We start from the raw sequence: 12816 nt of genomic DNA, 5'->3' as shown, positions 1-12816 counted from the left end.
GCGCAGGATGCCGGGGGTGGCGTCGCCGCCCGCGCCCCAGACGTCTTCGTCCTCCTCCAGCCAGGTGCTGCGCACCTGCTCCTCCTCGGCGTAACCGGCCCCGCCGGCACCCATGCCGGCCATGCCGCCCCTGCCGGCCGTCGCGCCACCCGGACGACCGGCACCCGCCGTGGCCCGGCCGCCCGCGGCCCGGCCACCGGCGGCGGCGCCGGGGGCCATCATGCCGCCCATGCCCGGCTTGCCCGCGCCGAGCCGGCCGCCCGCGCCCCGGCCCGCGCCGGCCGCGCCGCCGCCGAGCATCGGCGGCAGCCCCAGGCTGACCGCCTTGCCGAGCGCGCCGCCCCCGGGGATGCCGCCGCCCGCGCCGCCGCCGGACAGACCCGCGCCGCTGCCGCCGCCCAGCCCGCCACCGCCCGCGCCGAGGCCGGCGGTGGTCGGCGGGCCGGCACCGGCCAGGCCCGTCCCGTAGTCGTCGTCCAGCCCGCCCGGGCCGACCGAACCGGGTTCGGGAAGGTCGGTGACCGGGGTGAGGTCCGGGTGGGTCGTCGGCCCGGGGTCGGGAGTGGTGTCGCCGAGTTCCGGCAGCTTGCCGATGCCCGCCGGGGACCCGCCGCCGACGCCCCCGGTGGTCGGCAGGCCGCCCGCCGACGGAACCCCGCCGGCACCGCCGCCGCCCGGCCCGCCACCGAGGTTCGGCACCTCCGGCGGGCCCGTCTGGAAGCTGCTGGGGGTCACCGAGCCCGGCGTTTCCATCGTGCGGTCCCTGAAGTTGCCGTTGACCTCGTCGTAGACCTTCCGGGCGTCACCCTCCTGGTCGGAGAACCAGCCGGTCACCCAGTCGCCCACCTTGCCGAGCTGCTCGACCGGCCAGCTACCCATGAGTTCCGCCGTGACCCGGGTCTCGAAGAGCCCCACCCCGAGGGTGATCTCGCCGTTGCGGGCCGCCAGGACGTCACCGACGCAGGCCGCCGGGATGGGCATCTTGTTCTGGGCGTCCTCCAGCTGGGTGGCGGCCGTCTCCAGGGTGGTCACGATGCTGACCTTGCCGCGCCCCGGGTTGTCGATGTCGTCGACGATCGACTTGGCGTTCTTGGCGAGCCCCTCGATGTGCGTCTTGAACGATTCGTACGCTGGGCCCTTCCAGACCGCGCCGAGGTCCTTGACGTTCGTCTCCAGGCTCTCCCGGACCTGATCGAGGTTCTTGATCAGCTCCCGCCAGCCCAGCGCGGCGCTCTGCACGTCGGCCGGACGGCCCTCGACGAGCACCTCCCGGGCCATGTCCTCCCAGCTCTTGTCCCCCACGTCCCGCTCCCGTCGATCTAGCTGCCGCCGCGGGCGGCGTCGGTGAATGCCTGCTGCATCTCCTGCGCGGTCATCTCGTTGGCACCCTCGGCGGTCTCGTAGTTCCGCTTCACCGTGCGCAGCGCCTCGGCCGCCGAGTACAGGTTCTCTGAGAGGGTGCGCAGCCCGCCCTCCGTGCCGCTGTGGACCTGCTGGTGCCGCTGGGCGAGCTGCAGGGCGTACGGAAAGCCGCCCAGCGGGCCCTTGCCGGCAACGGCCTGGTCGCCGCCGAGCTTCTCCTTGATGTCGACCATGTCGTAGGAGAGCCGGTTCAGGTAGCTGGCGTGTGTCTCCAGCCAGGTGATAGCCGAGTCGAGGTTGCCGGCGTCCCACTCCGTCTGGACACCCTTCTCGCCCTTGCCGGCGACCAGCCCGCTCGGCGTCTCGGCCTGGTCCACGCCGATCCGGTCGAAGCTGATCCCCCGGATGTTGCCCATCCCCGGGTACATCGGGTTGACCGGCAGCGGCACCGGCAGGTCGATCTCCACCCGGTCCGGATCGTTGCGTTCGTCGCTCATGGTGCCCTCCCCTGGCCCCGTTCCTCAGGTGTCGGTGTCAGCGCCCCGGTGGCCCCGGCGGGGCGTGCGGGCCCGGCCCCGGCGGATACGGCGGGTACGGACCCGGTGGGGCCGGACCCGCCACCGGGCCCGGCTGATGCGGGCCCGACGGGTACGGGCCCGGCTGATGCGGGCGCGTGGGCGGGCCCGGTGGGACGCGGCGGCGCGTCGCCCGGCGGTTGACCACGATCAGCGCAACGATCACCGCGCCGGCCAGGAGCACCACGAGCAGGCAGAGCGCGAGCTGGATCGGCGCGTTGTCCGCGAGGCCGAAGGAGACGGCCGGCCGATCGTCGCCGGAGTCGTCGGCCGCTGGGTCGGCCCCGGACCCGGTCGGCTTCGCGGACCCGCCGGCCAGCAGCGGGTTGCCGTCCACCTCGGACACGGTGGCGGTCAGCGCGGCCAGCACGTCGACGCCGCCGAAGCCGTACTCCGGGTCGCGGCCGGGGGCGCCCCGGTCCCGCGCCGTACGGATCAGCCGGTTCACCACGTTGGCGGCGTCGAGCTTGGGATAGCGGGACCGCACCAGCGCGGCGACTCCCGAGACGATGGCCGCCGCGTCGCTCGTCCCGTCGCCCACGCCGTAGCCGTTCGGCGAGACCGGTGGCGGCGCCGGGCTGATGATCCGCTCGCCGGGCGCGGCGAGTCCCAGCTCCGGGCCGGTGACCGACCCGCTCCACCGGGATCCGCTCTTGCCGGTTGCCCCGACCGTGACAACGCCGGGAACGTTGGCCGGCGTCGGCACGGCCTGGGCGGTACGGCGGTTGCCGGCGGCGGCCACCAGCACCGCCCCCTTGCCGAGCGCGTACTGGACGGCCTCGGTGATCTGCGGGTCGCTGCCGGGAGCACCGATGGACAGGTTGATCACGTCCGCGCCGGCGTCGGCCGCCCAGCGGATGCCACCCGCGATGTCCCACTCGCGCGGCTGGCCGAGCGCGACCGGCAGGATCTTCGCCTCCGGGGCGATACCGAGCAGGCGCATGGGGCCGCCACCCCGGCCGGCGATGATGCCGGCCATCGCCGTGCCGTGCCCCTTCTCGCGATCCGGGTCGGCGCGGCCGTCGGCCTGGACCGCGCTCGACAGCGAGGTGCCCTTGAGCACCTGCCCCTTGAGGTCGGGGTGGGCGGCGTACACCCCGCCGTCGATCACCGCGACCGTGACGCCCCTGCCCCTGGTCAGCTTGTGCGCCTCGGGGATCCGCAGCGTGTCGAGGTGCCACTGGAGGCCGCGCACCGTGTCGGCGGCGCGGGCCGGCGCGGGCGCGGTCAGCAGGCCACCGCCGGCCACCGTGACCAGCGCCAGCATGGCGGCGGCGAACCGCGGCAGCGGTCGGCGGTGCTTCCCCGTGCGCATCGCTCCCCCGGACCCCTCGTCGACCCCTCACGCAGCGCGGCTCCGGTCCGGTCGAGCCGGACCGGAGCCGCTCCGGCGTCAGCTCAGCTGTTCCACACCTTGGAGTTGCTCATCTCCGTGGTGACGTAGTTCTCGCGGGCGATGCCGACCGCGCCGCCGATGTCGTTCAGGATCTTGTTGATGTCCCGGACAGCGGCGTCCCACTGCGCCTGGTGCTGCTGGTAGGCGGTGCGATCCTCGCCCTCCCAGTGCAGCTTGGTCAGCATGGACCGCAGCGTGTCGAGCTTCTCGTCGATGGTCCGCGAGATGGCGGTCATCTGCTGGTTGCTGCTTTCGAGGACCGCGTAGTCAACCTTGATGCTCATGAATTCCTCCCCTACGCCTGGCTGTCGGTCACGGGTTCAGAGCAGCGTGGAACTTGTCCAGCATCTGCTGCTGCTCCTCGTCGTTGACCTGGTGGGTCGTGCCGGACTTGTCGAGCAAGTCGGCGATGTTGTCCATCGCGGTCAGCAGCTTGGCGGTGTCCTCGTTCCAACGCAGCATGAGCTGCTGGAAGCCCGAGGACGCCTGCCCCTTCCAGGCCATCGCCAGGTCGTCGACCACGTTCCACAGCTTCTTCAGCTCACCGTCGACATCGCCGCGCGTGGCCCGCACGTCATTCGCCGCGGTATGCAGAGTCGATGCGTCGACCTCGAACGCCATGCTTCACACCCTTCCGTCATCGTTGTGGCCGCGGAACTCTGCCGCGCCTTCCCCCGCGGCAAGGCGACCAACCCCACCGACGGACATTCTGCATGCACCGTAACCGACCCCGTCCAATGTGCGCAGCCCTCTCACCGCGCCGTCTGCGCCGCCCGGGCCGGCGCGCCTGCGCGTGGAGCGTCCCTGTCGGACCGCGTCGCCCTACTCAGGACGGCCGGCGGTACGACCGCAGGTGCATCACCACGCCGAACACCAGCACCGCCGCCAGCACCACCACGACCGGCCAGAGCACCGGCTTGTCGAAGGCCCGGTCCAGCACCACCGGCAGCAGTGCGGTGATGCCCGTGATCAGCACCAGCTCGCTGGCCCGCTTGGCCCAGACCGCCCCCGAGAGCTGGGCGACCAGCCCCAGCCCGAGGAAGACTGGGATCGTCACCAGGAAGTACACGAAGAGCCACCAGACCACGCCGACCATGTCGCCGCCTTTCGTCATCGGTAGAACGTCGGGTCCTTGACCCAGTCGATCTTGATGTCCTTGATGTCCGGGTCCGTACCGGTGGAGGCCCAGCCGGGGCGGGAGTCGGACACGAAGGCGAACCGGTTGTTGCTCTGGAACCCGGCCATGACGGTGCTGAACAGCGCGTTGATGTCCCCGAAGACCAGCGCGAGGATCGCCACGCTCACGGTCAGCCCGGCCACCCCGATCGCCTCGGCGATGGGCGCGGTCGGCGGAAACGCCTGGAGGGCGACCGACGCGATCACCGCGACCAGGATCGGGATGAGCGCCTCGACCAGCGCGGTCACCGCGTCGTTGAATGCGTCCCGGGCGGAGGTGAGGCTGTCCTTGTTGGCGTTGAACGCCTCGGCCAACGAGTTGATCTCCGCCCCCAGCTTGCGGAGGAAGAGCTCGAACGCGTCCCGGTCGTCGAAGTCCCACTCCTCGTCTGACGGCGGCACCTGCTCCAGAGCCGCGCCGAACTGGTCGCCGCCGAGCAGGCGGGCGGCATCGCCCCAGTCCTTGATGGAATTGTTGACCTCGTCGTTGTCGAACGTCTCCAGGTAGGCGATGGCCGAGCCGAGCGCGACGGCCCCGACGAGCCACACCCAGTTGGCCCGGGCCGCCGGGAGGAGCCCCCGCACCGGCGCCGTCGTCGCCGCGACCGTGTGCGTGCCGGTCACCGCACCGGACGCGTTGGCGATCAGGATCTCCGTCATCGGTGGCGCCTCCCGTCGCGGGCCCGGCCGGTCACTTGACCACCCAGGGCTGATCCGACTTCTCCCAGTTCTTGGCGGTCTGTTCGAGCTGCTCGGCCGCCCGGTGCAGGTGCTCGATACCGGTCTTCACGTTCTCCAGGTGGCCGTCGACCGAGGCGTTGTGGGCCTCGACGGTCGCGCCGCCGAAGAGGGTCAGCGACCCGCTCGGCAGCTTCACGCTCTCCAGCAACGTCTGCACGTTGCGCAGGTACTGGATGGGGCCGTCCGGGGCGTCCAGCTTTCGGCTCGCCGCGCGGATCGCGTCGACGTCGACCTTGTTCGCCATCGTGTCTCCTACCGGCTCAGCGGCGCAGGCCACGGAACGGATCGGTCAGGTCCACCCCGAACCGGCGGAACCAGTCCTCCGGGGTCAGGGTGCCCTGCTGGGCCTGGCGAACCAGGTCGGAGCCGCCGAGCATCTCGGTGAGCAACTCCTGCTGCTGCTCACCGAAGGCCGCGTACGCCGCGTCGACCGCGGCCTGGAGCGACTCCGCGAGGGAGAAGCTGTCCAGCCGCATCGCCCGGGCGTTGATCTCGATGTCGCCGACCTTCATCTCGCCGTCCACCGTGACCCGGACCAGGCCGTCCGGGCTCTCCCCGACCACCCGCAGTTCGGCACGCCGCCGCTGGAACTCGCCCAGCCGGCGCTGCTGCTCCTGCGCCTGGCGCAACATGCCCTCGACAGCGCCGCCGGCGCCGCCGTACCCCCCCGAGGTGCTCACCACGGTCCTCCCTGCACAAGCGACGATCGGCCCGACGCTACCGGACCGGTTGCCCTGCGTCCGCCCCTGGCCCAGGGCAGCGAGTCCCCGCGAGGGGATCGGGGAACCGGAGCCGTGAGAAATGAACTGGCACCACCGCTGGCAGAACGTGACCGAATACTATTGGGCTGATTCGGACCAGGCCGTCTGGATCAGCTGCTGACCGTCGCGCCGGCGTACCAGCGTGCCCCGGCCCGGCGGCTGTGGGCTCGGGCGAAGCGTGCCGAAGACCGGCCCCTCCTCCCGGGCGCCGGACATCAGCAGGCCGGGCGAGTCCAGCTCACGCAGGCGTTGCAGCACCGGCTCGTACAGCGCCCGCGCCACCCCGCCGACCCGGCGGGTGACGATCAGGTGCAGGCCGATGTCGCGGGCCTGCGGCAGCAGCTCGTGCAGCGCGCTGAGCGGGTTGCTGCCGCCGGAGGCGACCAGGTCGTAGTCGTCCACCAGGATGTACAGGTCCGGCCCCTTCCACCAGCTCCGGTCGCGCAACTGGGCGGTGGTGACGTCCGGGCCGGGCAGCCGGTTGGACAGGGCGCTGCGGATCGACGCGAGGCCCTGGGCGAAGGCCTGGTTGGACGGGGCGTAGTCGAGCAGGTGCTCGCCGTCGACCGCGCCGAGCAGGCCGCGCCGGTAGTCGGCGATGACGAGGCGGGCCTGCGCCGGGGTGTACCGCTCGACGATCCCCTTCGCGATCACCCGCAGCAGGTTGGTCTTGCCGCACTCGGCGTCGCCGAAGACCGTCAGGTGGGGCTCGTTCGCCAGGTCCAGGTAGACCGGGGCGAGCGCCGACTCGTTCACCCCGATCGGCAGGCCGGGCGCGGACCGGTCGGCGACCCGGGCCAGCTCGGCCAACGGCAGCCGGCGCGGCAGCAGTCGCACCTTCGGCGCTGGCGCGCCCGGCCACGCCCGCGCCACGTGCCCGGCCAGGGCGATTGACGCCTCGGTCAGGTCGTCGACGTCGCGGCGGCCGTCGATCCGGGACACCGCCGCCAGGAAGTGCAGCTTGTCGCGGGTCAGGCCGCGACCCGGGGTCTTCTCCGGTACGTTCTGCGCGGCCCGCCGGTCGATCTCCGACTCGGCCGCGTCGCCGAGCCGCAGCTCCAGCTTCGTGCCGAGCAGGTCGCGCAGGTTGATCCGGATCTCCGCCCAGCGCACCGCCGTGATCACCACGTGCACGCCGAAACCCAGCCCCCGGTTGGCAAGGTTCGTGATGGTCTGCTCCAGCTCCTCGTACTCCTGGCGCAGCGTGTTCCAGCCATCCACCACGAGGAAGACGTCGCCGAACGGATCGTCGGCGAACTCGCCGGCGGCCCGGCGACGCCGGTACGCCGCCACCGAATCGATGCCGTGCTGGGCGAACCGCTGCTCCCGCTCGTCGATGATCCCGACCACCTCGGCGACCGTGCGGCGGACCGCCTCGGTGTCCCGCCGGCCGGCCACCCCCGCCGTGTGCGGCAGCCCCTCCAGGCTGCGCAGCGCGCCGCCGCCGAAGTCTAGGCAGTAGAACTGCGCCTCGCGCGGGGTGTGGGTGAGCGCCAGCGAGGCGAGCAGCGACCGCAGCATCGTGCTCTTGCCGGACAGCGACGCGCCGACGATGACCACGTTGCCGCCCGCGCCGGCCAGCTCCACCATCATCGGATCGCGCCGCTGCTCGTACGGGCGGTCCACCACCCCGACCGGGACGGTGAGCCGGCCCCGGCCCGGCCACCCGGCAGTGGTCAGCCCGTACGTCGGGTCCACGGCGAGCTGGCCGAGCAGGTCCAGCAGGCTCGGCGGCTCGGACAGCGGCGGCAGCCAGACCTGGTGGGCGGGCCTGCCCCGGCCGGCGAGGCGCTCGATCAGCACGTCGAGCATCGCCACGGCCTTGCCCTCGGCCGGCTGCTGCGGCTCGTCCACCGGCTCCACCGGCAGCTCCGGGGCCGGCGCCGGCACGAACCCGATGCCGTACGGCAGGATCCGGCGCTGCACCAGCGCCTGCGTCGAGCGCGCCTGCTCCCCCGGCGCCCGGTACGGGCCGGACACGTACGCCGCGCGGAACCGCAGCATCGTGGCGGTGTCGGTCTTCAGGTAACCGTGGCCGGGCGCGCTGGGCAGCTCGTACGCGTCGGGCACGCCGAGCACGATCCGACTCTCCACGGCCGAGAAGGTGCGCAGGCCGATCCGGTACGACAGGTGCGTGTCCAGGCCGCGCAGCTTCCCCTCCTCCAGCCGCTGGCTGGCCAGCAGCAGGTGCACCCCCAGCGACCGGCCGAGCCGGCCGATCATCACGAACAGGTCGATGAAGTCGGGCTTCGCGGCGAGCAGCTCGCTGAACTCGTCGCAGATGATGAGCAGGCTCGGCATCGGGTCCAACGACTCGCCGGCGGCCCGCGCCTTCTCGTACTCGTACCGGGAGACGTAGTTGCCGGCGGCGCGCAGCACCTCCTGGCGGCGGTTCATCTCGCCCGCCAGGGCGTCGCGCATCCGGTCGACCAGCGGCAACTCGTCGGAGAGATTGGTGATCACCGCGCTGGTGTGCGGCAGCGCGTCCAGGGAGGCGAACGTCGCGCCGCCCTTGAAGTCGACCAGGACGAAGTTCAGCTCCTCCGAGGAGTGGGTGACCGCGAGGGCGGCGACCACCGTACGCAGCAACTCGCTCTTGCCGGAGCCCGTGGCGCCGATGACCAGGCCGTGCGGGCCCATGCCCTCGTGCGCGGACTCCTTGAAGTCCAGCTCGACGACGTTGCCGTCGGGGCCGACGCCGAGCGGGATGCGCAGCCGGTCGCGGTGGCTGCGCGGTCGCCAGGTCTGCTGCACGTCGACGGCGGCGGCGTCGCCGACGCCGAGCAGGTCCGGCAGCTCGGTGCTACGGGCCAGCGGCTCCTCGGCGCTGGCCTGCTGCTGGGAGAGCCGGTAGGGGGCGATCTGCCGGGCCAGCCCCTCGGCCGCGGCGGCGGTGAGCTCGTCCGGGCGGCCCAGCCGGGTGGTGGTCGCGCCCCGGACCAGGTCCAGCGCGCTCCCGTCGCCGACGTCGAGGCAGAGCAGCCAGCGGCCGGCGTCGCGGGGGACGACGCCGGAGAGGTCCAGCACCGTGGTGCCGAGCAGGCTCGGCCCGGTGAGCTGGCAGGTGGCGGCGACCTCGCCGCCGTCGACCACCACCACCAGGTGCGGTGCGGTGGTCAGCGGCTTGGCGTCCGGGGCGAACCGGGGCCGACCGGCCAGCTCGTCGGCGAGGGACTCCTCGGCCTCGGCGAGGGTGGCGAAGACCAGGCGACGCGCCCCCGCCGCGTCGGTGCGGCCGGGGTGCTGGGCATGCGGCAGCCACTTCACCCAGTCCCAGGCCGGCTGCCGGTCCTCGGCGGCCACCACGACGACGATCAGATCGTCCGGGGCGTGGAAGGTGGCGAGCTGGCCCAACGTCGCCCGGGCCAGGTCCAGCATCGGCTCCCGCTCGCCGCGCAGCACCACCCGGGAGAACGCCCGCACCGACAGCGCGGTGGGCAGGTCCGGCACCGTGGAATGGGCCCGGACGAACCGGCGCAGCGCGATCGCGCTCATCGGCTCCAGGTCCTCCACCGGCTTCGTCTCCGGCGGCACGATCTCCACCGCCAGCCGCTGCGGGCCGACCGCGATCCGCACCTCGCCGAAGTCGTCCTCGGTGGTCCGACGTTCCCACAGCCGGCGTGACGCGGCGATCGACCAGAGCGCGTCGGGCTCCGGGTGCCGCCAGGTCATCGCGGCCCGCTGCTGCTCGGCCGCGCGCCGGGTGCGCTTGCGCATCTGGGCCAGGTATCGCATGTAGTCACGACGCTCGGCGTTCAGCTCGGCCTTGTCGTTGCCGCCGTTGCTCAGCGAGCCGATCGCCATGCCGAGCATGGAGACACCGAAGAGTCCACCCGCGACGTACGTCATCACGCCGCCGCCCCGGCCGGCGTAGAGGAACGCCATCGCGCCGACGCCGCAGACCATCGGCAGGATCATCAGGAGCTGCCCCATGCCCCGGGGGGTCGGCTCGGGCAGCTCCGGCGGGGACTCCAGCAGCACCTCACCACGCGGCAGGGCGGGCCCCGATTGACGCGGAAGCCGACGGAACACGACGGTGCTCACGGCGCTCTCTCCTCCCCCAGAAGCGGCCCGGACGCCGGCCGGCGCGGCGTGACGTGCGGCCGGGGTGGCGCGACGACCGGGCGCGGGCCGTCGGGTGGGCATCGTACGTGGGGGTCATCGTAGGTAATCTCCCGTGGGCGTCGTGGACCCCACGTCGGCGGCGGCCGGGCGGATGAAGCGTAGGCGAGCGCGAGGAGGCCACAGTGGCGACGAGGACGGCGACCGGCGGCCTGAGCCGGATCACCATCGTGGCGCCCCGGACCCGGATGGACCTTGCCCTCCCGGCCGACGTGCCCCTGGCGGACCTGCTGCCGACCCTGCTGCGGTACGCCGGCGAGGACCTCGCCGACGAGGGGGTGCGGCACGGTGGCTGGAGCCTGGCCCGGCTCGGCGGGCAGCCGCTCGACGGTGGCCGTACGGCGGCGCAGCTCGGCATCCGCGACGGCGAGGTGCTCTACTTCAACCCCCGCGCGGCGGCGGCCCCGGAGATCGTCTTCGACGACGTGGTGGACGCGGTGGCGACCGCGACGAACCAGCGCCCGGGTAGCTGGCAGGTGAGCACGACCCGGTCGTTCGCCGTGCTGTTCGCGGCGGCGGCGCTGTCGGCCGGCGCGCTGGCGGCGCTGTTCGCCGGCCCGCCGCACCTGCCCGGCGCGATCGCCGCCCTGCTGGTCGCGGTCGCCCTGGTGGTCAGCGCGGCCGTGCTGTCCCGGGCGGCCGGCGACAGCCGGACCGGCGCGGTGCTCGCCCTGGTCGGCCTCGGGCACGCCGCGACCGGCGGCCTGCTGGTGCTGGCCGGCGACCGGGCCCTGACCGAGCTGGCCGGCCCGCACGTGCTGCTCGCCGCGACCGCCGTGGTGGTGTTCGGCGCGGTCGCCGCGCTGGCGGTCGGCGACCGGCTGCCGCTGTTCTTCGGGGCGGTCGCCGTCGGCGGGGCGGTCGGCTTCGGCGCGGTGGTTGGCCTGGCGTTCTCGGTGGGCGCGCCGGCCGCCGCCGCAGTGGTCGCCACGGTCGCGTTCGCCGCTCTGCCGGCCCTGCCGATGGCGGCGTACCGGCTGGCCCGGCTGCCCGTGCCGTCCATCCCGACCGGTCCGGACGACCTGAAGACCGACACCGAGACGGTCGACGGCCGCAGCGTGCTGCGACGGAGCGAGCGGGCCGACGCCTTCCTCACCGCCCTGCTGTGGACGGTCGCCCTGCTGGTGCTGGGTGGGGAGTTCGTGCTCGCCCTCGACGGCCGGCTGCCGGCGGTGCTGCTCTGCCTGGTGCTGGCCCTGCTGTCGCTGCTGCGCGCCCGGCCGTTCCTCGGCCGTGCCCAGCGCGCCCCGGTGCTGCTGGCCGGCAGCCTCGGGCTGGGCCTCGCGGCGGCGGCCACGTTCGCCGCCGGCGGGGCGGTGGTCCGCCTCGGCGTGGTCCTCGGTGGACTGGTCGTGGCGGCCGTGGTCAGCCTGATCTACGGGCTGACCGTGGCGGGCAAGCGGATCTCACCGGTCTGGGGGCGGTTGCTGGACATCGTCGAGATCCTGCTGATCATCTCCCTGGTCCCGTTCGCGGTCTGGGTCTGCGGCCTGTACGGCTGGATCGTCAACCTCCGCCCCTGAGCCGGCGGGGGCCCCGCAGGGCTCACTCGGCGCGGTGGTCGATGACGCGGCGGGCCACCGGGGCGGTGGCGTACACGCCGGGGCCGTGCTCGCCGTCGAGCGGCCGGGCCGGCACCCCGGCCCGCCGGGCGATGTCCCGGACCACCTTGACCAGCGCCTCGACGTGGTCGGCCGGGGCCGCGACGCGCAGCAGCGGCGGCGCCGGCCGGTCGCCGGGGCGGACCACGGCGGCGAGCGTGTGCGACGGCGCGGACGTGGCGGTGACGGCGTCCACCAGGGGCCCCCAGGTGGTACCGGCGCGGGCGCGCAGGGCCAGGCAGCGCTGGGTCCAGCCGCCGCCGCGCAGGCCGGTCCAGGTCTCCGACTGCGGCTCGGGCGTCAGGTCCAGGCCGGCCCCCGAGATCAGCGCGGCGCCCAGCTCGTCGCGGCCCAGGAGCCGGTGGGCGAGGCCGGCGGCGTGCAGCGCCTTGCCGAGCCGGCCGACCGCCGCGGCCACGGTCCGGTGCACGCCGAGCGCTCCGCCGCCCCGGGTCACCGCCTCGGTGCGGGCGTCCCGCACGGACAGCCGCACGGCGACCCAGACGGTGCGGTGGGCGGCCGGGGCCGCGCCCGGGGTCGGATACCAGACGAGGGTGTGCGAGACGACCTGGGCCAGCGACACCGGCGCGGTGAACTCGGTGAGCACCGCCAGCGCCCGATCCACCACCGCCGCGTCGATCGAGCCGGCCGGCGCGCCGGGGGGCGGGTCCAGTGCCACGGCGGCGAACCAGCCCCGGACGTCCTGGCCGATGCCGAGGCGGGTGCCGCGCTCGGTCAGCTCGGTCATGGTCAGCTCGGGGGCGAGGGCGGCCAGCCGGGGGTCACCCGCACCGCCGGTCACCGCCGCCTGGGCCTCCTCCCGGCGCAGCCGCAGCCGGCGGCGCAGCAGCAGGTCCTCGTACCACCAGCGACCGCCCCGACGGGCGAAGGCGGCGGCGACGGCCACCACCGCGACGACGGCGACGACGCCGACCAGCCAGCCGGGGCCGCCGAGCGCGGCGTAGACGGCCAGCGCGCCGAGCTCCGCCACGACGAGCTGGCCGACGACGACCGGGCCGAGGCGACCCCGGCTGCGCCGGTCGGCGGGGACGACGGCGCGGTCGGGCGGCGCGGGCCGGGCG

General features: G+C 74.0%; 12 protein-coding genes. 1 reads left to right on the top strand and 11 read right to left on the bottom strand.

The genetic code is table 11. The annotated features are described in order from the left end of the window. The 10 genes from E1258_RS35490 to eccCa all read right to left on the bottom strand — a co-directional run. Positions 1-1302, bottom strand: a 1302-nt coding sequence (locus E1258_RS35490; RefSeq protein WP_165949875.1) for a WXG100 family type VII secretion target, incomplete at its 3' end; no start/stop codon positions are given. 17 nt (positions 1303-1319) lie between these two features. Then, positions 1320-1859 carry a hypothetical protein gene (locus tag E1258_RS23140; protein WP_132404829.1) on the bottom strand — a complete coding sequence of 180 codons (540 nt, stop codon included), beginning with the start codon at positions 1857-1859 and terminating at the stop codon, positions 1320-1322. A 37-nt stretch (positions 1860-1896) separates the two neighbouring features. Beyond that, complete coding sequence (locus E1258_RS23135; protein WP_132404827.1) at positions 1897-3252, bottom strand: S8 family serine peptidase; 1356 nt, start codon at positions 3250-3252, stop codon at positions 1897-1899. Between the two features lie 83 nt (positions 3253-3335). After that, on the bottom strand, positions 3336-3617 hold the full coding sequence (locus E1258_RS23130; protein WP_007074288.1) for a WXG100 family type VII secretion target: 282 nt from the start codon (positions 3615-3617) through the stop codon (positions 3336-3338). A 28-nt stretch (positions 3618-3645) separates the two neighbouring features. After that, positions 3646-3954, bottom strand: coding sequence for a WXG100 family type VII secretion target (locus tag E1258_RS23125; protein ID WP_007074287.1), 309 nt, complete (start codon positions 3952-3954; stop codon positions 3646-3648). Positions 3955-4159: 205 nt separating this feature from the next. After that, the gene (locus E1258_RS23120) at positions 4160-4447 is read right to left on the bottom strand and encodes a hypothetical protein (protein ID WP_132404825.1); all 288 of its coding nucleotides are present in this window, start codon (positions 4445-4447) and stop codon (positions 4160-4162) included. Continuing rightward, the gene (locus E1258_RS23115; RefSeq protein WP_132404823.1) at positions 4444-5169 is read right to left on the bottom strand and encodes a hypothetical protein; all 726 of its coding nucleotides are present in this window, start codon (positions 5167-5169) and stop codon (positions 4444-4446) included. The genes E1258_RS23120 and E1258_RS23115 overlap by 4 nt, the downstream gene beginning before the upstream one ends. A 31-nt stretch (positions 5170-5200) precedes the next feature. Beyond that, positions 5201-5494 (bottom strand): hypothetical protein, encoded by a 294-nt coding sequence (locus E1258_RS23110; RefSeq protein WP_132404821.1) that lies wholly within the window; start codon positions 5492-5494, stop codon positions 5201-5203. Between the two features lie 16 nt (positions 5495-5510). Next, positions 5511-5930, bottom strand: a complete 420-nt coding sequence (locus E1258_RS23105) for a YbaB/EbfC family nucleoid-associated protein (RefSeq protein ID WP_132404819.1) — start codon at positions 5928-5930, stop codon at positions 5511-5513. A 159-nt stretch (positions 5931-6089) separates the two neighbouring features. Then, positions 6090-10055: a type VII secretion protein EccCa gene (gene eccCa, locus E1258_RS23100; RefSeq protein ID WP_132404817.1), complete on the bottom strand. Its 3966-nt coding sequence runs from the start codon at positions 10053-10055 to the stop codon at positions 6090-6092. 203 nt (positions 10056-10258) lie between these two features. Between eccCa and eccD the strand changes: the two genes are divergently transcribed. Next, positions 10259-11656, top strand: a complete 1398-nt coding sequence (gene eccD / locus E1258_RS23095) for a type VII secretion integral membrane protein EccD (RefSeq protein WP_132404815.1) — start codon at positions 10259-10261, stop codon at positions 11654-11656. A gap of 22 nt (positions 11657-11678) precedes the next feature. On the opposite strand, the gene E1258_RS23090 is transcribed toward eccD, so the two are convergent. Further along, positions 11679-12816 (bottom strand): type VII secretion protein EccE (locus E1258_RS23090; protein ID WP_132404813.1); only part of this gene is annotated, 1138 nt, incomplete at its 5' end.

Source organism: Micromonospora sp. KC207, from assembly GCF_004348615.1.
Taxonomy (GTDB): domain Bacteria; phylum Actinomycetota; class Actinomycetes; order Mycobacteriales; family Micromonosporaceae; genus Micromonospora.
Note: the sequence above shows the minus strand (reverse complement) of the source record. Positions and strands in the feature narration are given on the sequence as shown.

Excerpts from the sequence above, each read along its gene's own strand:
- E1258_RS23140 (WP_132404829.1), bottom strand. The coding sequence starts at position 1,859 with ATGAGCGACGAACGCAACGATCCGGACCGGGTGGAGATCGACCTGCCG.
- E1258_RS23135 (WP_132404827.1), bottom strand. The coding sequence starts at position 3,252 with ATGCGCACGGGGAAGCACCGCCGACCGCTGCCGCGGTTCGCCGCCGCC.
- E1258_RS23130 (WP_007074288.1), bottom strand. The coding sequence starts at position 3,617 with ATGAGCATCAAGGTTGACTACGCGGTCCTCGAAAGCAGCAACCAGCAG.
- E1258_RS23125 (WP_007074287.1), bottom strand. The coding sequence starts at position 3,954 with ATGGCGTTCGAGGTCGACGCATCGACTCTGCATACCGCGGCGAATGAC.
- E1258_RS23120 (WP_132404825.1), bottom strand. The coding sequence starts at position 4,447 with ATGACGAAAGGCGGCGACATGGTCGGCGTGGTCTGGTGGCTCTTCGTG.
- E1258_RS23115 (WP_132404823.1), bottom strand. The coding sequence starts at position 5,169 with ATGACGGAGATCCTGATCGCCAACGCGTCCGGTGCGGTGACCGGCACG.
- E1258_RS23110 (WP_132404821.1), bottom strand. The coding sequence starts at position 5,494 with ATGGCGAACAAGGTCGACGTCGACGCGATCCGCGCGGCGAGCCGAAAG.